The 26950-nt window shown below is 35.1% G+C and carries 18 protein-coding genes; 6 read left to right on the top strand and 12 right to left on the bottom strand.

Translation table 11 applies throughout. The features are described 5' to 3' along the window. Positions 1 to 34: 34 nt before the first annotated feature. From ACM55K_RS00595 to ACM55K_RS00555, 9 genes are all read right to left on the bottom strand, one after another. Positions 35 to 727 (bottom strand): L-ribulose-5-phosphate 4-epimerase, encoded by a 693-nt coding sequence (locus ACM55K_RS00595; RefSeq protein WP_416848292.1) that lies wholly within the window; start codon positions 725 to 727, stop codon positions 35 to 37. Further along, complete coding sequence (locus ACM55K_RS00590) at positions 720 to 2411, bottom strand: ribulokinase (protein ID WP_416848291.1); 1692 nt, start codon at positions 2409 to 2411, stop codon at positions 720 to 722. Before ACM55K_RS00590 ends, ACM55K_RS00595 begins: the two co-directional genes overlap by 8 nt. Before the next feature lie 168 nt (positions 2412 to 2579). Then, a complete protein-coding gene (locus ACM55K_RS00585; RefSeq protein ID WP_416848290.1) occupies positions 2580 to 4565 on the bottom strand; it encodes an alpha-L-arabinofuranosidase C-terminal domain-containing protein in 1986 nt (661 codons plus the stop codon). Positions 4566 to 4713: 148 nt separating this feature from the next. Beyond that, positions 4714 to 5697, bottom strand: a complete 984-nt coding sequence (locus tag ACM55K_RS00580) for an arabinan endo-1,5-alpha-L-arabinosidase (protein ID WP_416848289.1) — start codon at positions 5695 to 5697, stop codon at positions 4714 to 4716. Between the two features lie 107 nt (positions 5698 to 5804). After that, positions 5805 to 6797 carry a glycoside hydrolase family 43 protein gene (locus ACM55K_RS00575; RefSeq protein ID WP_416848288.1) on the bottom strand — a complete coding sequence of 331 codons (993 nt, stop codon included), beginning with the start codon at positions 6795 to 6797 and terminating at the stop codon, positions 5805 to 5807. 113 nt (positions 6798 to 6910) lie between these two features. Continuing rightward, positions 6911 to 8530, bottom strand: a complete 1620-nt coding sequence (locus tag ACM55K_RS00570; protein ID WP_416848287.1) for an arabinan endo-1,5-alpha-L-arabinosidase — start codon at positions 8528 to 8530, stop codon at positions 6911 to 6913. A gap of 11 nt (positions 8531 to 8541) precedes the next feature. Further along, positions 8542 to 10089, bottom strand: coding sequence for an alpha-N-arabinofuranosidase (locus ACM55K_RS00565; RefSeq protein WP_416848286.1), 1548 nt, complete (start codon positions 10087 to 10089; stop codon positions 8542 to 8544). Positions 10090 to 10167: 78 nt separating this feature from the next. Further along, the gene (locus ACM55K_RS00560; protein ID WP_416848285.1) at positions 10168 to 11730 is read right to left on the bottom strand and encodes a RagB/SusD family nutrient uptake outer membrane protein; all 1563 of its coding nucleotides are present in this window, start codon (positions 11728 to 11730) and stop codon (positions 10168 to 10170) included. Positions 11731 to 11760: 30 nt separating this feature from the next. After that, positions 11761 to 14805, bottom strand: a complete 3045-nt coding sequence (locus tag ACM55K_RS00555) for a SusC/RagA family TonB-linked outer membrane protein (RefSeq protein ID WP_416848284.1) — start codon at positions 14803 to 14805, stop codon at positions 11761 to 11763. 496 nt (positions 14806 to 15301) lie between these two features. Here ACM55K_RS00555 and ACM55K_RS00550 point away from each other — a divergent pair, with 496 nt between their 5' ends. After that, positions 15302 to 15991, top strand: a complete 690-nt coding sequence (locus ACM55K_RS00550) for an NUDIX hydrolase (protein ID WP_416848283.1) — start codon at positions 15302 to 15304, stop codon at positions 15989 to 15991. A 250-nt stretch (positions 15992 to 16241) separates the two neighbouring features. Here ACM55K_RS00550 and fsa read toward each other — a convergent pair whose 3' ends face one another. The 3 genes from fsa to ACM55K_RS00535 all read right to left on the bottom strand — a co-directional run bounded on the left by fsa (position 16242) and on the right by ACM55K_RS00535 (position 20368). Continuing rightward, entirely contained in the window at positions 16242 to 16898 is a 657-nt protein-coding gene (gene fsa / locus ACM55K_RS00545) for a fructose-6-phosphate aldolase (RefSeq protein ID WP_143387200.1), read from the bottom strand. A 33-nt stretch (positions 16899 to 16931) separates the two neighbouring features. After that, entirely contained in the window at positions 16932 to 18971 is a 2040-nt protein-coding gene (locus tag ACM55K_RS00540; RefSeq protein ID WP_416848282.1) for a transketolase family protein, read from the bottom strand. A 398-nt stretch (positions 18972 to 19369) separates the two neighbouring features. Next, entirely contained in the window at positions 19370 to 20368 is a 999-nt protein-coding gene (locus ACM55K_RS00535; RefSeq protein ID WP_416848281.1) for a GntR family transcriptional regulator, read from the bottom strand. 128 nt (positions 20369 to 20496) lie between these two features. On the opposite strand from ACM55K_RS00535, the gene ACM55K_RS00530 reads away from it, so the two are divergent. The 5 genes from ACM55K_RS00530 (at position 20497) to ACM55K_RS00510 (ending at position 26918) form a co-directional block, all read left to right on the top strand. After that, complete coding sequence (locus ACM55K_RS00530) at positions 20497 to 21522, top strand: aldose epimerase family protein (protein WP_416848280.1); 1026 nt, start codon at positions 20497 to 20499, stop codon at positions 21520 to 21522. An 87-nt stretch (positions 21523 to 21609) separates the two neighbouring features. Beyond that, positions 21610 to 22779 (top strand): galactokinase, encoded by a 1170-nt coding sequence (gene galK, locus ACM55K_RS00525; protein WP_416848279.1) that lies wholly within the window; start codon positions 21610 to 21612, stop codon positions 22777 to 22779. A 1-nt stretch (position 22780) separates the two neighbouring features. Then, positions 22781 to 23833, top strand: a complete 1053-nt coding sequence (locus ACM55K_RS00520; protein ID WP_416848278.1) for a UDP-glucose--hexose-1-phosphate uridylyltransferase — start codon at positions 22781 to 22783, stop codon at positions 23831 to 23833. Beyond that, positions 23830 to 24849 (top strand): UDP-glucose 4-epimerase GalE, encoded by a 1020-nt coding sequence (galE, locus tag ACM55K_RS00515; RefSeq protein ID WP_416848277.1) that lies wholly within the window; start codon positions 23830 to 23832, stop codon positions 24847 to 24849. The genes ACM55K_RS00520 and galE overlap by 4 nt, the downstream gene beginning before the upstream one ends. A gap of 383 nt (positions 24850 to 25232) precedes the next feature. Further along, positions 25233 to 26918, top strand: coding sequence for a sodium/sugar symporter (locus ACM55K_RS00510; protein ID WP_416848276.1), 1686 nt, complete (start codon positions 25233 to 25235; stop codon positions 26916 to 26918). Positions 26919 to 26950 lie beyond the last annotated feature (32 nt).

Raw genomic sequence — 26950 nt, 5'->3', positions numbered from 1 at the left:
GTTTAATCGTTTAACTGTTCAATGTGTTGGATAATTACTGTCCGTAATAGGAATCTTTTCCGTGCTTACGTTCGTAATGTTTTTTTATTAAGGAATCTTTTAGTCTTGGTGCATTTGGGTTAATTAGTAATGTCAAGTGAGCCATTTCAGCGACTACTTCTAAAACTTTACTGTTATAAACCGCTTTCGCAGCGTTTTTTCCCCAAGCAAAAGGACCGTGATTTCCGATTAGAATCATTTCGACTTCTTCGTATGAAAGATTTTTTTCTTTGAAACAATCTAAAATTTGGATTCCGGTATTGTGTTCGTAATTTCCCTCGATAAGCGCGTCACTCATTGGAGCTGCACAAGGAATATCGGATGTTAAGTGATCGGCATGTGTTGTTCCAAAGATTGGAATGTCTCTTTGTGATTGCGCCCAAGCCACAGAATATGTAGCATGAGTGTGTGCCACACCACCAATGTTTGGCCAGTTTTTGTATAAATAGGCATGCGTTTTTGTATCCGATGAAGGACGCATGTTGCCTTCGACAATGTTGTTGTCAAAATCCACAATAACAATATCTTCCGGTTTTAAATCTTCGTAAGGAACGCCACTCGGTTTTATGGCAAAAACGCCATTTTTTCGATCTACGGCACTTACATTTCCAAAAGTATATACTACTAAATTCAATGCGTTCAATTGCATGTTTGCTTCGTAGCATTCTTGTTTTAAATCTTTATACATAGTGTTCCTGTTGTAATTTTTTAAGAGATGGATCTGCAAAAGAGCTTAATTGGTCATAGGCTAACAACAATTTGTTGTAGGCTGCAACTTTATCTAATTGAGGGAAATATTCTCCGTCAAAATCGCTTCCCATTTTTTGACTGGCTTCAATTACGTTAGGATAAATTCCTGCGGCAACTGCTGCATAAATGGCTGCGCCCAATGCTGGTGTTTGATCCGAAGCTGCAATTTTAATAGGCTTGTTCAAAACATTAGCCAAGGTTTGCATGATATAAGGTGATTTTCTCGCAACACCACCAATCCCGATGACACTGTTTATTTTTACACCTTCTTCTTCAAAACGGTCTACGATTTTCTTAGAACCAAAACAGATTGCGTTAACGAGTGATTTGAATAAATGAGGTGCTTTTGTACCTAACGATAAATTAGAAATAGCACTTTTTATTTCCTGATTGGCATCTGGAGTTCTTCTTCCGTTAATCCAATCTAAGGCGATTGGAACACTTTCCGATAATGGGATTTTTTCTGCCTCTGCCGTTAATTTTATAATTAAATTATCGCTCATTTCTTCTTTTAGTTGCTCTTTTTGAGTATCAGTCAAAAGGGTAGAAGTAGCTAATAAATGATCTGTTGGCCACAGTAGTAATTCTTTATACCAAGCCAATAAATCTCCAAAAGCGGATTGACCAGCTTCTAAACCAATGAAACCGGGAATTACTGATCCATCAACTTGTCCGCAGATTCCACGTACTGATTTAGTTCCTATGGCCTCTTCCGAAGCAACAATAATATCACAAGTTGAGGTTCCCATAACACGAACCAAGGTATGTTCTTCTATTTTTGCTCCAACAGCACCTGAGTGCGCATCAAATGTTCCAACAGCGATAACTGTACTTGTGGTAAGTCCCAATCGGGTAGCCCATTCTTGGCTTAAATTTCCTGCTACAAGATCTGATGTATAGGTTTCATCGTACAATCTTCCGCGAAGTGCTGCAAGATAAGGATGTAGTTTCCCCAGAAATTCTTCTGAAGGTAAACCGTTCCAGTCTTCGTGCCACATCGCTTTATGACCTGCCGCGCAGCGGCTTCTTTTAAACGATTTTAAATCTTTATTGTCAATTAATAAATACGTCATTAGATCACAATGTTCCATCCAAGTGTAAGCGGCATTTTTAACAGCTTCGTCTTGTTTTGCTATATGTAAAATTTTTGCCCAAAACCATTCTGAAGAATAAATTCCTCCCACGTATTTTGTGAAATTTACTCCGCCCCAATTAGCGGCAAGCTCATTGATTTCGTTTGCTTCATTTATGGAAGTATGATCTTTCCACAACACCATCATGGCATTAGGGTTGTTCTCGAAACCTTTTGTCAAAGCTAATGGTGTTCCGTCTTCAGTAACTGGTACAGGTGAAGAACCGGTTGTGTCAATGCAAATGCTTCGTATAAGGGAAGGATCTACATTACTGTTTTCAACAACATATTTTATGGTGGCTTCTAATCCTTCGATATGATCTAAAGGGTGTTGACGAAACTGATTTATAGAAGCGTCACAATATTCTTTATTTTTCCAACGCTTGTAGTGGCAAACATTCGATGCCAATTCTTGCCCGTTTTCTGTGTCTATTAAAATTGCTCGAACAGAATCTGTTCCATAGTCTAATCCTATAACGTAATTTTTCATTCTAAAATCTTTTTAAGAGAGATGCAAATATAAATATATTTATTTTATAAGTGTATAAAAAACACTTAATTTAATTTAATTAGATCATTTTTATCAAAACATCAATAAAATAGTTGTTTATGAGTGAAATGAAAAATAAATGTCAATAATACAATTATTATGTTGTGATTATTTCAACATTATCTTCAAAACGGTTACCGAATAGGCTGGAAGACTCATTTTTGCGGTCTCTCCTTTCAACTTTAATTCGCTTTGTGTCGGGCTTATTTTTTTGGGATTAGCAAAAGAGTTTTCATCTTGTAAATTTGGACTTGTAAGTGTTATAACAGTTCCCTTTGATGCTAATTTGCTTCCTTTTAAGTCTACATTTACTTCTTGTGCCGTTGCAGCCGTGTTTACTAATTTTACGATTACTTCTTTGGTATTTACATCTTTAACCGCTGAAGCAAAAAGGTTATTTTGTCCAGTTATTGGTTTTCCGTCTTTTGTGATGGCTATTAAATCAGTTCCTTTATTAGTTGAAAATAATTTTTGTACATAATAATTTGCTGAACCATAGGCTTCTAAATTGTTGAACCAAAGTAAATCCGGTGTCCATTGCCAAGCTTCTTCATGCGCCATCAATGGGGCATAGGAAGTTAGGTTCACTACCTCGGCGTTTCTTTCTAAACCAGTCATGAAAGCAGCTTCAGAGAACGCACATTCCCAGTTGTTTTTATTATCAGGGCTTGCAATAGCGACACTTTGAGCGGCATATTCTCCTGCAAAAACTTTAGGTCCTTTTCTGTCGTATTTGTCATAACGAGTTGCATTTTCTCTAAACCATAGTGGGTTTTTATAATAATGTTCATCAACGATTTCGGCATTTAATTTTTTAAGTTCCTGCATGCCATAATCAAAATAATCACCTTCTGGAAATGGACCTGCACCTGAAACGATAGTCATTTTTGGATATTTTGATTTTATTGCTTTTTCAAATACTTTAAATCTTTCGATGTATTGAGGCCCCCATTGCTCATTTCCAACACCAATAAGTTTTAAATTAAAAGGTTTTGGATGTCCCATTTCAGAACGGATTCTTCCCCAAGGAGTTTCAACGCCACCATTTGCAAATTCAATTAAATCCAAAGCATCTTGCACGTAAGGATCTAACTCATCCATTGGAACTAATTCTCCAGTATTGAATTGACATGCCATTCCGCAACTTAAAATTGGTAATGGCTGCGCACCAAGATCTTCGGAAAGCTGGAAATATTCAAAAAATCCTAGACCAAAAGTTTGAAAATAATCAGGAGCTGGTTTATGGTCAAACTCGGTATTCCATCGGTTGATTAATGTTTCTCTTTTATCTACATCGCCTACGGTTTTTTTCCATTGGTAACGCTGTGCCAAAGTTCTTCCTTCAACAATACAACCTCCGGGGAATCTCAAAAATCCGGGTTTCATATCATAAAGTAATTGTACGATATCTTTACGCAAACCATTTTTTCTATTTTTCCAAGTGTCTTCTGGGAATAGGGAAATCATATCTAGATCGATTGTTCCTGTTCCTTCGAAAGTGATTTTTAACTGCGCTTTTGCTTCTGTTTGAGTAGCTGTAAATTGTGCAGAATAGGATTGCCAATCAGAAGCTGTTGGGACAATGATGGTTTCGCCTAAAACCTTTTTATTTCTGTCGATAAATTGGATGATGATTTTTTTAATGGCTCCGTTGTGATTAGCCGCTTTTAGAGAAAGATTATAACGAGCATCTTTTTTTATTCCCATTCCTCTAAACCCTTCATTAATTATTTCAAATCCTTTGTCGTCATTTACAAGAACTCTGCAAAAATTTGGATTGGTTTTATTTTCCAATACTTTGATGGTTGTTGCAATACCCGATTGTTCATTGAAAGAATGTTTGTCACTATTCGGCTGTTTCCAACCCATTAGTGGCGTTTCAAATTCGAAAGAACGGTTTTTAATCATTTCAGCATATAATCCACCATCCGCGGCAAAATTGATGTCTTCAAAAAAGGCACCATACATCGTAGGTTGAATTTTAGTAATTGTATTGGCAATATTAACTTCGAGATTCGTTTTTTGGGCATTGACATATATACCATTCAGTAATAGGCCACAAAGGGTGATTTTAGTGATTAAATTCGGTTTCATTTTTTTAATTTTTTTTAAAGTTAAGGTTTGAAGTTTCTTGAATTGAACTCTAAACTTTAATTATTTTTACTATTTGGTCTTTATCTCTTTATAATCAATCCAATTTTTATTTTTTTGATGAAGGTCATTTCATCTGTTTTCAATTGCGTTATTGAACAATAGGCCATAAATTGGCATCCCATTTCAATTCTTTAATTTCTAATTTTGGTCTTCCATTGTTCTTGATTTCATAGGCATGGAAAACAATATAATCTTTCCCGTCGAAAGTGTAGGTGCTGTTGTGACCGGCTCCGTACCAGTTTTTATTTCCTTGAATAAGTAACGTTCCACCGCCTTCAGTTAATAATTTTCCGTCTTTGTCAACGTAAGGGCCAGTTATGTTTTTTGATCTTCCCACAACTACTTTATAGGTGCTTTTTTCGCCTCGGCAACACAAATCCCATGAAAGAAATTGATAATAATAACCGTTCTTTTTGAATATAAAAGGAGCTTCGAGTGCGCCATCTCCGGGATTGGTGTCGGCTAGTTCAAAGGTTCTTTTGCGTTTTGCAATCGTGTGCCATTCTTGGGGTTGCGCAATAGATTTTAAATCAGGATTTAATTTGACCATTTTCAAACCTTCCCAAAAAGAGCCGAAAGCCAGCCAAGGCATGTTGTTTTCGTCGAATGTCAAGTTGGGATCAATGGCATTCCAAAGGTCGCGATTGGGTATGGATTGAATGACGATTCCTTGATCGACCCATTTGTAAGCGGGGTCTTTCGGGTCTAAAGTAGAATTGGTTGTTACTCCAATCGCCGAAGTATTTTTGGCGAAAGCCGAAACCGAATAATACAAATAATAAGTATTGTTGTGGAAAGAAATGTCTGGTGCCCAAATGTGATTTTTGAAATCAGGCACGACTGAATCTACCCAAACCGGTTTCTCTTTAAATATAGCAGGTTCCGGATTCCAGTTTTTCATGTCTTTAGAACTAAAAACACTAATTCCTTGTCCCGTACAATACAAATAATACGTGTCTTTTTGTTTAATCATCACGGGATCATGAACGGTAATGTCTTGCGCCCATGACGAAGTCGTTATTACTAGTATAAATAGGAGGAGTAGAGGATGTATTTTTTTATATAATTTCATGTTTTACTTTTTTTAAACCATAAGTCATTTAAGAAAATGTAAGTTTAAATGGTTTTATTAATCGTTTATGTTTAAAGCAATTCCTGAAAACTGCGACTGAAAACTGCTTAATGTGTTATCCCTTCCGAAGTCATAATTACTCGTTTCATAGTTCCATCTTCATTGTAATACAAACGGTCTACACAAACGGATCTTCTAAAACTGCTACCGTTAGGCTGAGAACCCCCGTTGTGATAAATAAAATAAGAACCTCCTTTGAAATCAATTATAGCTTGATGATTTGTATTCGAGTTTCCGGCAAGTTCATTTAAAATTCCTTTGTATTCCCATGGTCCATTGATAGACTTGCTCATGGCATAGACAATTTTCTCAGGAAATTGATAGGCGTATGATAAATAATACCAATTCTTATGTTTGTGAATCCAAGGTGCCTCTGTATAATTTGGCAAACTGATGGTCTGTATTGGGCCGTCAAGTTCCATCATGTTAGCTTTCAATTTTGCATAATGGCAAACAGTATTTCCCCAAAAAAGATAGGCTTGGCCATCATCATCAATTAGAACAGTTGGGTCAATATCATCCCAATCGATCTTGGTTTGTGTGGTCATATCATTGGTAATAAGAGCCTTTCCTAAAGCATCTTTAAAAGGACCTGTTGGACTGTCGGAAACACCAACACCGATAGCTTTTCCATTGATAGTTCCGTGTGAAACGGTCACATACCAATAAAATTTTCCGTTGCGTTCAATAACTTGAGAAGCCCAAGCATCGGATTTTGCCCATTTAAAATCAGTCACTTTTAGCGGTACGGGATGTTCTTGCCAATGCACCATGTCGGATGAGGAATACACCAACCATTCATTCATTTTATAAAAATTGAAATCATTTGGCGCTTCATCATGACCGGCATAGAGATATACTTTGTCTTTGTATACCAAAGCTGCAGGATCTCCCGTGTATTTGTCTTTGATAATGGGATTATTCATTGTCAAAGTTTGATTTGCATTTCCATTGGCGGAAGCCGTAACCTCATCTGGCTTTATGGTTTTGCAAGATGCAATAAGTGCCAAAAGCGATAGGATGGAGAGTGTTTTTTTCATTTCTTTAAAGACTTTACAGCTCTTTACTGTGTTTGTTTTATCCAAATGCGCCCTCCTGTAAAGAAACAAGAGGCGCATTTTTTACTAACTAATCTAAATATTAAAAGAATCTATCAATCTATTTTTTTACCCCAAACCGGAATTCCCGCAGCGGTAAGTCCAGAATAAGAAATGGTTACTTTACGAGTGCTTTTTTCCCAGTCCCAAGCATCACTAACTTTACATTTTATGCCATTGACGGTTAGTGTTTTGTTAGTGCTGTCATACGACCAAGTTCCAGTAACTCCACCGCTTACTTTCTTGTCAGCGGTTAAATATATTGTAGTTGATTTTTGAATAACTCCATATTGATAATTCATTGTAATTTGCTCCCATGTTCCAATGAATGACGCGTCGCTAATGGTAGTTTCTGGTACTGCAGCATATCTTTCGGGATCAACTACAGGCCAGCCGTCTTCTGTCCATTTTATGGCGCGAACGTGTCCCATCATGAGGGCATTTGATGCATTGATACCTGGTACATCCTTTGGCAAGCGAGCCTGAGAAGCATAGAACCATTGTTTTGTATCTGGATTTTGAAAAACGGAACAATGTGCAAATCCAACCCATCCGGTATGGTTGTTAAATCCATAAGGATGCGTAAGCATTGGCCAAGCATCAGCTCCATTGGTTACATTGGCACCGTTGATTCCTAGATAAGGACCTGTAATACTTCTGGAACGGCAAACTCTGGTGTTGTAAGGAACATCTAAACCATCATAAGCCAAGAAAAGATAATAATATTGAGTGTCCGGATTGTAAATAATCTCTGGACCTTCGGAGCCTTGCCAGCGACTAGTGGCACTTCGGGAAGCAATACGTGTTCCATAATCACTTAACGTTTTTAATTGATCTGGTTTTCCTGTAGTTGGATTCAGTTTAAGTGCTGCAATACCGGAATGCCATGAACCGTAAATTAAATAATGTTCGCCCTCTGGAGTAACGGTAAAAGTAGGGTCGATGGCATTAAATTTGAAATAAGCATTTTCCCAATTTCTGGTGCCTGTAAAAGAATACGGTTTTAATCCGTCTGGTTCAGAGCATACTACCATTCCTTTGTCAACCCAAACATTAGTGGCTAAATCGTCCGATTCTGCCAATCCAATAAAGGCTCTTTCTGACCACGAAGTGTCAAAATTAGTACCTGTAATCGGTTCATCTACCACAATGCTGTAATACATTCGGTATTTGCTACCTACTTTTTTGATGTAAGGCGCCCAATAACCATATCTAGGATTTGCAATTGGTGGTAAAGCCGGAACCATACGAGCCCTTTTATTATTCAATGAATCTTTTACCCAAGCTGGAGCTGTTGTCATTGAAGGTCCCATATATTCCCAATTTACAAGATCTTTAGAACGTCTGTAATGAAAATGACCGTGTCCATCATGTGCGTTTCCATAAGAAGCATCTGTTTGGTACATATAATAATAATCGCCACATTTTTCGACAGAAGGGTCGTGTACGTTGGCTAAATTCCATTGCGAATTAGAACCCCATGCAGCAATGGAGGAATAATTATCTGCATAAATAGGTCCTGCAAATGTTGGTGTAGGAGTCGGTGTAGGCGTTGGTGTCGGTGTTGGAGCAGGGCTCGGACTGTCATCGCTACTGGAACAACTACTCACGGATAGTATCAATAAAAAAAGTACTAAATAGGGTACTAACTTTATAATGGAATTTGATTTTTTCATTTTCGTGTTTTTTATTTCCCTTCTAGAGTTACAACAGAAAAAGGAGGAATTGTTATTTCAAGTTTGCCTTTTTTAATTTCAAATCCTTTAAAAATTACGGGTTGAATTTTTGTTGGATTGTCAAATGTATTGTGGTTTTGCAATTTTGTTGAAGTGATTATAGTTCCTGTAACATTTTTAATTCCAAGTTCTTTTATGTCAATCTCTATTTTATTTTCTTTTTTGGCGTCAATATTTACCAATGAAACATGAGTTAAGCCTTTGGCGTCTTTTGAAGCCGAAATATTTATGGCTGGTAAATTTTTGTCATTGAGTGTGTATAGAGGCGACTCAAATGTTAGGGGTATTAAAGTAGCGTCTTGGTGTACGCTATACATTTTCATTACGTGATAGGTTGGCGTTAACAACATTTTTGTTTTATCGGTAAGAATTACCGCTTGTAGTACATTGACGCATTGAGCCAAATTAGCCATACGAACTCTGTCTGCATGATTGTTGAAAATATTCAGGGTAGTTCCCGCCAAAACGGCATCTCTCATGGTGTTTTGTTGGTATAAAAAGCCAGCATTGCTGCCTTTTTCAACCTCATACCAACCGCCCCATTCATCAACTACCAAGGCTATTTTTTTCTTTGGATCGTATTTGTCCATAATGGCGGAATGTTTAGTAACGAGTTCCTCCATTTTTAATGCTTCTGTCATAGTTCTGAAATAGATGTCTTCGGTAAAATCGACACCATCTCCTTTTTTGCTCCAATCAATTACGGAATAATGATGTAAAGCTACTCCGCCAAGCATATTACCTGGGATGTTTTTCATTAAGGTTTCAGTCCAGTTATAATCGGCACTGTTCGCCCCAGAAGCTACACGCATCAAGCCTCCTGTGTTGGACCAATCTGACATAAAGGTGGCATATTTGCGGTATTCACCTGCGTAATAATCGGGTGTCATGTTGCCGCCACAACCCCAAGCTTCGTTACCAACTCCCCATATTTTTACTTTCCAAGGTTCTTTTCTACCATTTTTAATACGCAAATCACTCATTGGGCTTTTTCCACTAAAATTCACGTATTGTACCCAGTCTGCTAATTCTTGAACCGTGCCACTGCCCATGTTTCCGGCCAAATAAGGCTCGGTACCCAGTAGTTCGCATAGGTTTAAGAAATCGTGGGTTCCAAAACTATTGTCTTCGGTAACGCCTCCCCACCATTGGTTTACAATTGTTGGTCGTTCTTCTTTTGGTCCAATACCATCTTTCCAGTGGTAGGTATCGGCAAAACAACCACCCGGCCAACGTAAATTTGGTATTTTTAAGTCTTTTAAAGCGGCTACAACATCATTTCGAACGCCAGCTGTATTGGGTATTTTTGATGTATCCCCAACAAAGAAGCCACCATAGATTGATCTTCCTAAATGTTCTGCAAAATGTCCGTAGATATTTTTATTGATAGTAGGTGCATTTGCAGTATTCTTTATAGAAAGTACTGTGGTTTCTTTTTGTGCAACCATAATTTGATTGCAAAAAGTAAAAACAAGTAATAGTAATGATGCTTTTTTCATGTTGTCTTTAAGTTATAATATCACATGGTAAATTTTACCATGTGATATTAAAGTTTTAACTAATTCAAATAAATAATATTAATATCCGGTATTTTGAATCGTACCTGGATTGTTATCCATTTCTAATTGTGGTATAGGGAAGTATTCTCTTCCTGTTGCATAAGAATTAAATTCAACATCTCTTGATTTTAACCATGCTAATTTTACTGGATCTTGCAACCAACCCCAACGACGAATGTCATCAAAACGGTGTCCTTCTAATGGGAATTCCAAGAATCTTTCGTGTCCAATTTGGTCTCTCATGGTTGCTTGTGTCAATCCTGGTTTTGCAGTAGCTAAATTAGGTAAACCTACACGAGTTCTAACCATTTGAATATATGTATAAGCTCCTGGAGTATCGCCAGTTTCGTTTAAGCATTCAGCGTACATTAACAATACATCAGCATAACGTAATAAACGCTCGTTTATACCAGAACGCCAGTCAAATTCATTCGCATAAGCCCCATCTGAATTTTCATATTTTCTGCAAAATAAATCATTTAAATCTGCTGAGTTTCCTGCATAAACAGTAGCGAAATTCTGTCCGTAAAGTTGCATTCCACCTGGTTTGTTATAGAACATAGTGGCATCTAAACGTGGATCCACTGTATTCGTCGTAGTTTTTTCTTGTTGGAACTCATTAAATAATGTTCTTGTTGGTTGTACGTCTGTCCATCCAAAAGCCCTAGGTCCATAAGTAATAGCTCTTGCTGATGTTTTTCCCCATCCTGTAGCTGGAGCACCACCCCAACCTAAATCAACACCACCTGCACTTCTACTAAATTGTACTTCGAATAGTGATTCTGAATTATTTTCGTTAGTGTCAGTAAAGTTATCACGGTAATTAGATACTAAAGAGTAAACCCCTAAATCTATGACTTGTTTGAATGCAACTTTCGCATTTGTGAAATCTTTGGTAAACAAGTACGCTTTTCCTAAATATCCTAAAGCTGCTCCTTTTGTGGCACGTCCTTTTTGACCTGCATCTAAACCAGTAACATTGCTGTACGAAGCAGGAAGCAAATCAGCTGCAGCTTTAAAATCTGCAATAACTTGTTTCCAACCTTCTGCTTCTGTTTTTTGAGGATAGAAAGCAGCAATTTCTGTCGGTAGAGGTACGTTTTTAAACATATTTACCGCATGAAATAAATACAATCCTCTCAAGAAATAGGCTTGACCCAAGATTCTGCTTTTAAGCGCTGTATCGGTCATATTGATGGTAGCTACATTGGTCAAAACTTGATTAGCACGGTAAATACCTTGATAATACGTTTCATAAGCCCACCCATAAATTGCTGCGTCCGATACATTTGAATTAAAACGGCCGACGTTTTGCATGGCTCCCCATGGACTGTTACTTCTGGTATCATCCCCTTTTAAGTCTAATAATAATGGAGTACTTCGCATGTAAGTACCATCAGTTAACAAACTACCATAAGCGGCATTTACACCTTCTATAGCGTCTTGGTCATTTTTCCAGAATGAATCTGCAGCATCATTATTAGGGTCAAGCTGAATTAAATCTTCATTGTTGACACAACTTGTTGTTATAACTGCCAGTGAAAAGAAACTAGCTAGATAATTAAATATTTTATATTTCATTTTGATTCGTTTTAATTGGTTTGGTTATTTTTAAAAATTCACTTCAAGTCCTAAAGAAACAGTTCTAGGATTTGGGAATGAACCACCATCATATCCTCTTGAGAATGATCCGTCGTTGCTATTAAAATCAGGGTCGCTTCCTTTATATTTACTAATAGTCAATAAGTTTTGCCCATTTACATACACTTTTGCTTTTTGAATAAAACTTTTAGAAGAAACCGGAATTTGATATCCAATTTCCATAGTCTGTAGTCTTAGGTAGTCTCCATTTTCTATAAATCGATTAGAGTCTCTACCGTTTGCATTAGGGTCACCAATAATTGGGCGAGGAACGTTTGTATTGGTATTTGTAGGAGTCCAATAATTAAGTTCATCTGTACTGTGGTTTCCATATTGTCCTGCCATTAAATTGCGGTATATACTATTGAAAACTTTGTTTCCACCAGCACCTTGCCAAAACATCGCGATGTCCCAGTTTTTGTAAGAACCACTAAAATTAAAACCATAGCTATATTTAGGAACCGTAACTCCTTGAAATGTTCTGTCTAGATCACTAATCATACCGTCGCCGTTGATATCTTTGAATTTAATGTCACCCACTCCAGCATTCGTCTGTGTTGGTGATGCAGCAAGATCGGCAGCGTTTTGAAAAATACCAGCGGTTTCATAAGCAAAAATTTCGCCTATAGACCTGCCTACTACTGTTTTTGAAGCAGCACCATAGATTGGATTCCCATTGATACCAATTTGCAATACTTCATTTTTCAACGTTCCTATATTGGCAGATATGCTGTATTTGAAAGCATTGTCGTTGTTGTTGTACGTTGTAGAAAATTCAAAGCCTTTGTTTCTCATTGCACCGGCATTTGTTCTAATAGATGCAGGGAAAGCACCTGTAGAAAACGGTAACGGAACATCAACCAATAAATTTGTAGAATTTTTCACAAAATACTCTGCCGTAAATTGCAAGTCATTGTTGAACAATCCAAGTTCAAGGGCTACATCGGTCGTTTTTACATCCTCCCATCGAACATTTGGATCTAAAGATGCTACAACTGTTGTACCGGGAGCCAATTGATTATTAAAATCATAGCCCGCAAAACTATTGATTGTTGTGGCGAAAAAATACGGAGGAATAGTATTATTTCCTAATTTACCATAACTACCTCTTAATTTGATAGTGTTTACCCATTCTGGTAAGTGAATAAATTTTTCGTTACTTAATTTCCAAGCTCCAGAGAAGGAGTAGTTATTAGCGGTATTGTTTTTTTCGCTAAAAAGAGATGTTTTGTCTTGTCTAAAGTTAGCTTGCAACAAATAGCGATCGTCATAAGAATAATTGATTCTGCTTATATATGATTTACCAGTTATGGTTACATTACTTTCTCCCGTACTAGTATCATCTGCATATTGTAGTTTACTTATTTCACCTGAATCATAGCCTACGCCTCTTGACCAGTGATTGTAAGAATCGTTGCGTTCTTGTACCCAACCAGCCAAAATATCAAATTTATGTTTTTCGATATCTAATGAGTAGGTTAATGTGTTGTTAAAAAATGTTTTGTCATTGCTACCTGTTGATACATCTAATGAAGCTTCTTCTTTGGTAGTAATATAATACCATCCTAAATCACTTTGTGGAATGTACCTTCTGTTTTCATAATCCAATCGGTCAAAACTGGCGTCAATTTTATATTTTAATCCTTTTACAATTTCATATTCTCCCCAAACATCCCCAATAAAGCGGTTTCTTTTCCCATTGTTTTCGATTAAGTTGTTGAATCCTATGACATTAAGTGATATGGCTCTTTGTGTTAAGTTGGTTGTACCTCCGTAACCACCTAATCGGTTTGCATCATAAACCGGCATTGTAGGAATTGCACCAACTAAAGCCCCAACTGCATTTTCTCCTACATAACTGTTGAAGTTTTCTTTGTCAGATTGTGTATATCCTATTTTTGTACCGTACTTGAATTTTCCTTTTTTTCCATTCAAATTCATATTCATAGACAATCTTTCATAGTCTTGAGGAGATTTGATATAACTGCTGTTTTTGAAATAATCCATATTCATATTATAGGCTAATTCTTCAGCACCGCCATTAAACGCTAACGAGTGGTTTTCTATAACTCCAGTTTCATATGCGGCATTTTGCCAATTAGTATCAACATTATTAATATAAAGTGGATTTGTTGGGTCATTTCCTGGAGCTACACTTAATCCTGCATTTTTTTCTGCAGCACTGGTAATCGTTTGATAACCTACTCTGTCAGTTACTGACCATTTTTTGGATACATTTTGAAAACCAACAAGAGATTTATATTTGATGTTTAGTTTCCCTGCTTTTCCTTTTTTGGTTGTAATAATTACAACACCATTAGCTCCACGAACTCCGTAAATAGCTGCCGATGAAGCGTCTTTAAGTACTTGCATCGATTCGATATCTCCTGGGGCGAAATCAAACGGAGAATCTACAATCATTCCATCAATTACAAAAAGAGGATTGTTGTTAGTAAACGAGTTAAGCCCTCTAATTTTAATATTTACAAATCCCCCTGGTTCACCAGAAGATTGTACCGTTACACCAGCTACTTGTCCCTGAAGCATTTTTGCGGCATCATAGGTTACTGTTTTTTTTGCAGATTCCATATTTACAATACCAACTGATCCAGAAAGGTCTGATTTCTTTTGTGTACCGTACCCAATAACAACTACTTCATCGAGTTTATTCAAATCATCATTTAATACTATGTTTATTTGAGATTTGTTTCCAACAGTAATTTCTTGATTTGAAAATCCTATGTAAGAAAAAACAAGAACATCTTTTGGGGTGGCTTTTATTGAATATTCTCCATTAAAGCCAGTAACTGTTACTGTATTAGTACCTTTTATTGAAACATTTACACCAGGTAAAGACATTGCATCTTTTGTAGACGTAACGGTTCCCTGAATGACCTTAGCTTCTTGAGCAGAAAGATTATAAGTAGAAAATAGCATAACTACTATTGCTAGCAGCCATTCTTTTCTTGGCAATAAAAAATTGCAATAAAAAAAGGATCGTTGGTTTGTTTTCATTCTGTTTTGTTTTGGTTAGTTTATAAGTGTGTATTTTACATTTGTAAATTTAATTAAAAAAATTCTATAAAAACAAATTAATCTGGTAAAAAAAGTAGCGAAAAAAAATACATATCGTAATTTAAGTGTAAAAAGAACACTTAAAAGTTGTGATTTTTTTAAAAAAAAGCAAATTTTCACAATTACTTTGTGTAAAATTTACGCTTTGTTTCAAAAAACCAACAATTATATAAAAAATCACCTTTCTTAATTATTTTAAAAAAAGGGGGAAATAGTCAACTTTTAGATTGTTTACGTCTTGTCTTTTTTAATAAAAGGGTCAAATTCTACAACAATAAATCGTTAATAATCATCTTAATCGATCGAAATTGGAAAAAGTCGGATTACAAATCTGGGTTTTCTGTTTTGATTTTTGGAATCACTAAGTGTAAAATCTACATTAATAAAATTATGAAACCTAAAAGGAAGTTTATATATTTACCCTAAAAAGCGTAGTATGTTAAATAGTTATAGTTCTGCTGACAAGGTTTTATTAGCAGTAGATTGTATCATTTTCGGATTTGATCATGAAGGATTAAAAATACTTTTGATTAAAAGAGATTTTGAACCTGAAAAAGGGAAGTGGTCTTTAATGGGGGGATTTCTTAGAAAAGATGAGGTATTGGATAGTGCAGCTATTAGAATACTTGATAACTATACTGGACTTCAAGATATATACATGGAACAATTGTATACGTATAGTGAAATAAATCGGGATCCGGTAGAAAGAACCATTTCTGTCGCCTATTATGCTTTGATTAATATTGAAAATCATAATGCTGAACTGACTCAAAATTATCATGCACAATGGTTTAGTGTTGCTCAAGCTCCTAAACTAATTTTTGACCATGATTCTATGGTAGAACACGCCATTAGAAGATTGCGTTATAGAACTTCTATTAAGCCTGTTGGATTTGAGCTTTTACCGGAGAAATTTACGATGCGTCAATTGTTGGAATTATACGAAGCTATTTTAAGCAAAGAACTGGATAAGAGAAATTTTATCAGTAAAATAAACTCGTTGGATATTCTTGTGAAATTAGAGGAGAAGGATATGATGTCTTCCAGAAAAGGGTCTTACCTATATACGTTTGACAAAGAGAAGTATGATGCAAAATTATTGAATGATTTTGTTTTGAACTTATAAATAGTTTTAAATTTTTAATTTGAAATCAACTTTTTGAAAGAAGAAGTTTCATTATTTCAGGAAATAAAAAAGGAAGTTTCATTATGAGACTTCCTTTTTTTGTGTAATTAAGTAAAAAATGGACGGAAATAATCTTATTTTCTTTGATTTACTACAATTTCAAGATTTTAGTTTATTTCTTATGAATTAAAACTACCATACTATATAAAATGGCTAAAATAGGGTAGTTCTAAAAGATTAAAGGTTAGTATTAACTATTCCCTTTGTTGTAATCTGCTAAAAAAGTAGCTAAGCCGCTGTCTGTAAGTGGGTGTTTTAATAGACCTTCAATGGCGCTCAAAGGACCTGTTATTACATCAGCTCCAATTTTTGCACAATTCAAAATATGCATGACGTGACGTACTGAAGCCGCCAAAATTTGTGTTTCATAACCGTAATTGTCGTAAATCAATTTGATTTCAGCAATTAAAGCCATTCCATCAGTAGAAATATCATCTAATCTACCAATGAAAGGGGATACATAAGTGGCCCCAGCTTTAGCAGCAAGTAAGGCTTGACCTGCTGAAAATACTAAAGTACAGTTGGTTCTGATTCCTTTGTCCGAAAAGTATTTTATCGCTTTTATACCTTCTTTAATCATTGGAATTTTCACCACGATTTGAGGGTGCAAAGCGGCTAATCTTTCTCCTTCGGCAATCATTCCTGCTAAATCAGTTGAAATCACTTCGGCACTAACATCACCATCAACTAATTCACATATTTTCACATAATGGGCAATAATATTTTCAGCTCCCGTAATTCCTTCCTTTGCCATCAGCGATGGGTTGGTGGTTACGCCGTCTAGGATTCCTAAATCATTGGCTTCTTTTATGTCTTTTAAATTTGCGGTATCGATAAAAAATTTCATGTCTTTTATTATTTAGTTTTTCTGGTTGTTGATTTATTTACTTTCTTCAATATATTTAAGGATTGCTGCGCAAGCGTGTTCACTTGTAAATCCGAATTTTTCATCTAATACACTGGCCGGAGCTGAATAGCCAAAATGATCCAATCCAATCACTTTTCCACTATCGCCAATCAAGCCTTCAAGATTTACCGGAAGTCCGGCTGTAAGTCCAAATACCAATTTTCCTTTTGGAATAATACTGTCTTGGTATGCTTTTGATTGTTGTTTGAATAAGCCTTCGGATATAATGGAAGCTACATTTATTTTTAAATTTTTATCTTTTTCTAATACAATGGCTGCTTCTAAAAGTGTGGCAACTTCTGATCCATTTGCGATTAAAGTAATGTCAGGATTTTGCGTGGATTTCACTAAATAACCTCCTTTTGTAGCTTCAGTTGCCTCTTCGTATCTTGACGTTCCTTGCGCAGGAATGTCTTTAATGTTTTGTCTGGAAAGAATTAGGCCTGTTGGTGTTTTGGTATTGTTTAATGCCATGTTCCAAGCTACCGAAGTTTCTATTGCATCGGCTGGACGCAGCGCCAATAAACTTTGTTCTCCAGAATGGTTTTTTATTTTTTCCATTAAACGGATTTGTGCTTCCTGTTCAATAGGTTGGTGCGTTGGTCCGTCTTCACCCACGCGGAAAGAATCGTGTGTCCAAACATATTTTACCGGTATTTCTTGAATGGCTGCTAATCTAATGGCAGGTTTCATATAATCGGAAAACACAAAAAACGTTGCCACTACAGGAATAACGCCTCCATGAAGTGCGATTCCATTGGCAATGGCTGTCATGGTCAGTTCTGCAACTCCTGCTTGCAAGAAGGCTCCACTGAAATCATTTTTTTGTAATATGGATGATTTTTTTAGAAATCCATCTGTTTTATCACTGTTAGACAAATCTGCCGAGGAAACAATTATGTTTTCCACGTTTTCTGCTAAATACGCAAGTACTGCTGAAGAAGCATCTCTTGTTGCCGCATTGGGTTTTTGGATAACACTGCTTAAATCTAATTCGGGGAGTTTTCCAGATAAAAACAAATCCATCTTTTGAGATAGTTCCTTATTTTCTTTTCTCCAAGTTGTAATTTGCAATTTTTTATAGGCTGATTTCTCCCCTTTTATTGCTAGTATTTTTGCATAATGCGTTTCAACTTCTTCAAAAATGGCAAATGGATTTTCAGGATTAGCATTTAGATTGACAAGTGTTTTTGTATAATCTGCTTTGGTTTCACCAATTGGTTTTCCGTGTAATTCACATTCACCTTCATACATGTCGCCCGTTGCAGTAACAGTACCTTTTCCCATAATTGTTTTTCCAATTATCAAAGTGGGTTTTTCTGATTCTTCATGAGCCTCGTGCAGCGCTTTCCTGATTTGCTCATGGTCATGTCCGTCAATAGTTATTACATTCCATCCCCAAGCTTCGTACTTCATTCCTGTATCTTCGGAGGTAACTTCATCCGTCATGGAAGAAAGCTGCACATCATTAGAATCATAAAACATAATAAAATTATTCAATCCTAAATGTCCTGCGATTCTTCCTGCTCCCTGAGAAATTTCTTCCTGTACGCCACCATCAGTAATGAAACCGTATATTTTATGATTGAAAAGTCCTTTAAATCTTGCGTCCAGAAATTTGGCTGCAATTGCCGCTCCCACACCCATCGCATGCCCTTGTCCAAGAGGACCTGAAGTATTCTCAATGCCTCTAAGTACATCTACTTCCGGGTGGCCAGGTGTAACAGAACCCCATTGTCTGAAATTTTGAAGGTCTTCTTTTTTATAATTACCCAATAAATGATATTGAGAATACATTAATGCCGATAAATGTCCGGCATCCATAAAGAAACGATCTCTAAAAGTCCAATCCATTTCTGTAGGATCAAAATTCAGATATTCAGTGTACAAAATATGCATGAAATCGGCACCGCCCATGGCACCTCCTGGATGTCCTGACTTTGCTTTTTCTACCATTGAAATGGCAAGTGCTCTTATATTATCGGCTGCTAATTGATCAATTTTTTTATTCATAATTTAATTATAATAGTTTTCTTGTAATTAGAAAAAAGACATGATTCGTTTTTATTGTAGTTATTCCAACATAGAGATTCTAAAGTTTCTAAATGGTTTGGCTCTGAAATGGTTGGTTTAATATTAAACATGCTAATAGCTTTAAAAGTATTGTTGTGTTTGATTATTTGTCACCAGTCATTTTTAAGTTGGTCAAATAAAATGCTGTTTTTTAGGGTTTAACGTAGGAATTAATAATAAGTGTAAAAAATACATTTGCAAATATATATAAATTTATTCTACAATAACAAATAAATTATTTTTCTTGCTTTTTTTAATGAGAACCATATTTTCTTTGCCAATAAAAAATAGTATTTGTATTTTTTTAAAATTATGAATGTAAATAAGGGAATTGTTTTTTATAAAGAATTCCTAATAATCAAGGCACTCTTGTTTTCTATTTGTTCTTTTTTTCCTTTCAGAATCATCTCAGCTAGAATTTTCCCCATAGCTACAAAATTTGTTGAAATTGTGGTTATACCATTTTCTACAATTTTTTTTAATGGGCTTTCATTATAGGAAATAATACCAAAATCACTACCTATTTTTAGGTTTTGAAGTTTTGCTTTTTCGATTACAAGGACTAAATCTCTATCACTTGGAATAATATAGACTTCGCCTTTTTTTATTTCCCGATTCTGGAATTCAGTGATAACTTCATAGTTAAAAACGTAGTCTTTGCAAAAATTTTCGAAGCCTATTTTCATGCCTAATGGTTCCCTGAATCCTGGAAAAATCAGAATCAGTTTTTCGTATTTACTTAATTTAGATTTTCCTTTTAGTAGTCCGTTATAAATATCTTTTTTATGATTTTGGTAAATGGCGGGATAGTCTTTTAATTCAGAATTGGTTTGGTCTAATATGATTACTTCATTTACTGGTAGGGTTTCTATAATTGAAGCTGCTTCAACTAGGTTTGTAGGCATTATAATATATTTTGTGTAGTTACCATTACTGTCATTTATTAGTTTTCGGAAAACTTGAATGTTAAAATGGTGAAAGAAAATATCTACTTGAACGTCTTTTCCAATGTTTTCTAAAAAGGAATTGTAAAGGTCTTCCTTGAAAATATTTAGTTCTTCAAAAAGTAAAAATATTCGTTGTTTTATTCTGACTTCCGTGCTTTTTATATAGTATCCTTTCCCAAGAATAGCGTAGATTATCCCTCTTTTTTTCAACTCGTCATAGGCTTGTAAAACAGTATCTCTGGATAATGAAAATTCGAGACATACTTTGTTTATTGAGGGCAATTTTTCATCCTTTTTTAAATAACCTTCTTCTATGGTCTTCTCAACAGAAGAAATGATTTGTTTGTATTTTGGTACACCCTGATTATTTTGAACGGTTATGATTTTCATAAAGAAATGGTTTTTGCAAATATATTAAAAACTGGTAGGTACTGGTATGTTTATGAGAGTAATTATTTTAATTTTGGTTTTTCATATTTCATAAAAAAATAATCAAAATAAAATAAATATCACATTTTATGACTGAATCTGTAATGGAATTGTTTGGCTTGATGGTTGATGGCGAAGCTGTTGATTCTTATGAATTAACTAATAAAAATGGAATGCAATTGAAGGTTGTCACATATGGTGCTACTATTACATCATTGAAAATGCCATTAAAAAACGGTGAAATTGTGGATGTAGTTTTAGGCTTTGATACTTTGGAGGCGTATATAAAATCATTTGATTTAGAAAGTGCTCCTTATCTTGGTGCAACAGTTGGTAGGTTTGCCGGAAGAATAAAGGATGGTGCTTTTAGTTTGAAAGGAAAAAAAATCCATTTAAATAGAAACAATAATAATCATTCGTTGCATGGTGGAAATACAGGGTTTAGCCAAAAAATTTGGAAGGCAGAAAATGTAAATGAAGGTAGAAACCCATCAATAACCTTATCGTATTTCAGTTCTAATAATGAAGAGAATTATCCGGGAGATTTATCAATTACTGTAACGTATACATTATCTGAGGAAAACGAATTGATTATAGCATACAAAGCAACTACTACTCAGGATACAATTGTGAATTTAACGCATCACAATTATTTTAATCTTGATGGTCACGAATCCGATATTTCAGAACAGGAATTGATTGTAAATTCCGAAAAAATGTTGGAGACAACAAATGAAAATATTCCAACTGGAGGGTTCATAAACACTGCTAATTCTTCTTTTGATTTTAGTAAACCAAAAAAATGTCCTTCGAAAATTGACACTACGTTTGTTCTGGAAAGAGAAAATGAATTTGCAGCTTCGCTTTTCAATAAGAAGAATAATCTAAAAATGGCGGTTTATACGAATCAACCAGGAGTTCACATTTACGTTGGCGGTAATTGTTTCAATACTATAAAAGGGAAAGAAAATGTGGATTATCATTCGTTAAGCGGGATTTGTTTTGAAACACAAAATTTTCCTGATGCACCAAATCACGAACATTTTCCCAGTTCAGTTTTGAAAAAAGAGGAGACCTATAATCACAAAACGATTTATAAGTTTCAATCCTTTTGATAAAAAAATAATTATAATAATTGCTTTTTTTATTTGTTTAAGAATTTTTTATCGCATCCCAACAATAACACTTACAATTTCTAAATAATGAATGATATTTTAATTAAAAAAACGACCGCTTTTTTTGAAGAGACATTTGGTGCTGAGCCACAAAAAATAGTGCTTTCTCCAGGGAGAATTAATATAATTGGGGAACATATAGATTACAACGACGGATATGTTTTGCCAGCAGCGATTGACAAAATTATTTGTTTTGCTTTCGAAAAAAGTAATTCAAATACATCGAGAATAATTGCGATGGATCTTGATGATGAATTTGAAATAGACGTCACTGCTCCAATGGAATTGACGGATAATGTTTGGACTAATTACATTCGTGGTGTAGTTAATCAATTGAAAAAAAATGATTTTGAGTTCGAAGGCTTTAACTGTGTTTTTAGCAGTAATATCCCTGTGGGTTCTGGTTTGTCATCTTCTGCAGCTTTAGAATGTGGTTTTCTGTTTGGAATTAATGAGCTTTTTAATTTGAATATAAAGCCAATTGATATCGCACTAATGGGGCAAAAAGCGGAGCATTGGGTTGGTATTAATTGTGGGATAATGGATCAGTTTTCGAGTGTCATGGGACAAGAAAATAAAGTGATAAAAATTGATTGCAGAACCTTGGAATATGAATACCATGATGCTAATTTCAGTGATTATTCTTTGATTTTATTCGATTCGAATGTAAAACATTCATTAATGACATCGGCTTATAATGAAAGAAGACAGCAATGTGAAGAAGGTATCGCTATTATAAAAAAGAATTATCCAAAAATCAATAGTTTTAGAGATTGCACCGAAAATAAAGTGAATAGTTTGAAAGACAAAATGAGTGCGGCGGTGTTCAAGCGAAGCCTTTTTGTTGTAAAAGAAATCAATCGTGTTGTCCAAGCATGTAAAGCCTTAGATAACGGTAATATCGAAACTTTAGGCCGATTAATGTTCGAAACTCACGAAGGATTATCAGTTGATTATGAAGTAAGTTGCGCCGAATTAGATATGATTGTTGATACGCTTAAAAAAGAAGAAGCTGTAGTCGGTTCCCGATTAATGGGTGGTGGTTTTGGTGGTTGTACAATCAACTTAATAAAAAAGGGGCATGAAGAGGGTGTTAAAAAGAAACTTTCGGCACTTTATTTTGATACTTTTGGAATAGAATTAAAAATTTATGATGTTAAAATCGGTAACGGAACATCACTTTATAACAATAACTAGAATGAAAAATTTTGACATCAACGAAGATCCGCACAGACGCTATAATCCGTTAATCAATGAATGGGTTTTGGTTTCTCCGCACCGTTCAAAAAGACCTTGGCAAGGTCAAAACGAAACCGTTACATCAGACGCACTTCCAGAATATGACCCGACTTGTTATTTATGTCCAGGAAATGTTCGAGCGAATGGTGAGGTAAATCCAACGTATGAAAACGCTTTTGTTTTTGAAAATGATTTTGCCGCTTTAAAGCAAGAAGAAATTGCATTTGAAGAAAATAAAAATGAAACTTTTTTCAAAGCACAACCAGAAAGAGGAATCTCCAGAGTGGTTTGTTTTTCTCCAAAACACAATTTGACCTTGCCGGAAATGCCAGTTGTTGCCATTGAAGATATCATTCGTACTTGGCAAAAAGAATATACAGATTTAGGTAATGTTGATTACATTAATCACGTTCAGATTTTTGAAAACAAAGGGAGTGTGATGGGTTGTAGTAATCCCCATCCTCATGGACAAATTTGGGCACAATCGTCCTTGCCAACCGAAGTGGAGAAAACACAAAATAATCTCAAAGCTTATTACGATAAACATCAAAGCAATCTTTTACAGGATTATTTGAAAGAAGAATTAAAACTGAACGAACGTATTGTAAGTGAAAATGATTATTTTGTGGCATTAGTTCCTTTTTGGGCAATCTGGCCTTATGAAACAATGGTAATCAGCAAGCGTCATTTTGGAAAAATAACTGATTTTACTGAAGCGGAAACAACTGCTTTTGCGACAATTCTAAAGCAATTGACAACCAAGTATGACAATCTTTTTGAAACATCATTTCCATATTCGTCAGGAATTCATCAATCACCAACCGATGGGGAATCTCATCCGGAATGGCAATTTCACATGCATTTTTATCCGCCATTGTTGCGTTCTGCAACCGTTAAGAAATTTATGGTAGGGTACGAAATGATGGGAGAGTCACAAAGAGATATTACTCCAGAAAAGAGTGCCTCAATATTAAAAGAACAGTCAGAAGTTCATTATAAAAACAAATCATGAAAATAGTAGTTACAGGTGGTTTAGGGTTTATTGGGTCTCATACTGTTGTTGAATTACAAAATGAAGGCTTTGAAGTTGTAATTATTGATAATCTTTCAAATTCGTCTGAAGAGGTTTTGAAAGGAATAGTTGCTATAACAGGCAAAACACCTGTTTTTGAAAAGCTAGATTTGAGAGAGAAAACATCAGTTCAGGATTTTTTTAAAAGACATTCTGATGTTGGTGGTGTAATTCATTTTGCTGCTTCTAAAGCAGTGGGTGAAAGTGTAGAAAATCCTTTATTGTATTATGAAAATAACATTAATACTTTAATCTATTTGCTTCAGGAATTGCAACAAAAACCGGAGGCTTATTTTATTTTTAGTTCGTCTTGTACTGTTTATGGTCAAGCCGAGACTATGCCTATTAACGAAAATGCATCAGTTAAACCAGCAATGTCTCCTTATGGAAATACGAAACAAATAGGCGAAGAAATCATTACTGATGTTACAAAAGTAAGTGGTGTAAATGCTATTTTATTACGTTATTTTAATCCTATTGGCTCACATCCATCAACAGAAATTGGGGAATTGCCTATTGGAACTCCGCAAAATTTGGTGCCATTTATTACCCAAACAGGAATTGGATTGCGAAAAGAATTATCCGTTTACGGAGATGATTACCCAACACCTGATGGAACTTGTGTACGGGATTATATTCATGTTGTTGATTTAGCAAAAGCGCATGTTATTGCTTTGCAAAGGTTAATTGACAAAAAGAATTTAGATAAAATAGAAACTTTTAATCTTGGAACCGGTACTGGAAGTTCTGTTTTGGAAGTGATTAATGCTTTCGAAAAAGTAAGCGGACAAAAATTGCCATACAAAATTGTTGCTAGAAGGGAAGGTGATGTGATTTCGGCTTACGCCAATACTGATAAAGCAAACAGTATTCTTGGTTGGAAAACACAATCAACTCTGGAAGAAGGGATGGCAAGTGCCTGGAAATGGGAACAAAAAGTTAGGAATAACAATTAGTTTATAATAAAAAGCTATTAGTAGCTGATAAAATCGATTGATAAATAAAAAATAGTTGCGAAAGAGCGCTATAAATTAGCGAGTTAATTACATTGTTTTTAGGATTTAACTTATTTAACAATAATAAATGTAAAAAACACATTTGTAAATGATGTAAATAAAATTTTTTATTTTACTTTTGACTTTCGTAATTCATAAAAAAATTATGAAATTAAAACATATATCATAATTTATAATCAATTATTTAATTTATAATAATTGTACGCATAGGATGTTGAACAGCGGTAAATATAAAAACTGTTCAATTATTCATTAAAAAAAAGAAATAACCCATAACAATAATCTTATTTATTTATATTAATTTTCTAAAAAACAAATTACTCATGAACCAGAACCTTGCTTTTGCGGATTACGCAGTTTTTATTATCTATTTTATTGTGGTATCCACTTATGGATATACCATTTATCGCAAACGTGAAAAAAATGAACACGATGCCAAAGCTTATTTTTTGGCAGAAGGAACGTTGACATGGTGGGCGATTGGAGCATCTTTGATTGCTTCTAATATTTCCGCAGAACAGTTTATTGGGATGAGTGGTGAAGGATTCTTTTTAGGAATTGCTGTTGCTGCTTACGAATGGGTTGCTGCTATTGCTTTGATTATTGTGGCCGTTTGGTTTATCCCTGTTTATTTAAAAAACAAGATTTACACGATGCCTCAATTTTTAAAAACAAGGTATAATGAATCAACTGCTTTAATTATGGCTGTTTTTTGGTTATTCCTATATGTATTTGTAAACTTGACTTCTATTTTATATCTAGGAGCTGTAGCCATTAACGGATTGGCCGGAGGTGAGTATTTACACGTTATTATGATTGGCCTTGCCGTTTTTGCCTTGTTGATCTCTTTAGGAGGAATGAAAGTTGTTGCTTATACTGATGTAATTCAGGTTGCAGTTTTAATAATAGGTGGACTGGTTACTTCTTATATCGCTTTGACTACGGTTGGACACTATTTTGGAGTGGGCGAAAATGCTATTGCAGGTTTCAAAGTATTGATGAGAGAAGCACCAGAGCATTTCAAAATGATTATTCCTAAACCAACTGCAACTTCATCTCAAAACGATATCAATAAATACCTTACTTTCCCTGGAATGTTATCTTATTTAGCGGGTATTTGGATTATCAATCTTAATTATTGGGGTTGTAACCAATACATTACTCAAAGAGCATTGGGGGCTGATTTACAAACTGCCCGTACAGGTATTTTGTTTGCAGGTATATTAAAATTATTAATGCCGCTTATAGTTATGTTGCCTGGTATTGCTGCTTACGTTTTATACGAAAATGGACATTTACCTCAGTTAGTAGGAGGGAAAGATGGTGCTTACTCAGCAGTGTTAACTTTCTTGCCAACTGGTCTAAAAGGGTTGTCTGTAGCAGCTTTAACTGCAGCTATTGTAGCTTCTTTGGCTGGTAAAGTAAACAGTATTTCAACTATTTATACGTTGGATGTCCATAAAAAATACATTCAAAAAGATGCGACTGATAGAGCTCAGGTAAACATAGGAAGATATGCTATTTTTGGAGCAATGGTTCTCGCAGTTCTATTTACTTGGAATGATTTATTAGGTATTGGTGGTGTGGGTGGTTTTACTTACATTCAAAAATATACAGGTTTTATTAGTCCAGGTGTATTTGCCATGTTTTTCCTTGGTATGTTCTGGAAAAGAACTACTGGTACTGCAGCAATAGTAGGCGTTATAGCCGGTTTCCTATTATCTGTTTTATTTAATGAATTTGCGCCAGCTTTATTTGGTAACGAAACATTGCTTTATACAGCTTACACTAATGGTAAAGGTGGATTTGAAATACCGTTTCACATCTGTATGGGATTGTCATTTATGTTTACAATGCTTCTTATGATTGGAATAAGTTTTGCTGGTCCGAAAGTAAATCCTAAAGCATTTGAATTAGATGCCGAAATGTTTAAGGTAAAGCCTCAAACAACAGTATTGATAGTAATCACATTATTGATTATTTTTGCTTTGTATGCTAAATTTTGGTAGCATCGTTTTTAAATAACTAGTTTTTTGATTAC

It is taken from the genome of Flavobacterium arabinosi (genome assembly GCF_048158725.1).
Lineage (GTDB): Bacteria > Bacteroidota > Bacteroidia > Flavobacteriales > Flavobacteriaceae > Flavobacterium > Flavobacterium arabinosi.
Note: the sequence above shows the minus strand (reverse complement) of the source record. Positions and strands in the feature narration are given on the sequence as shown.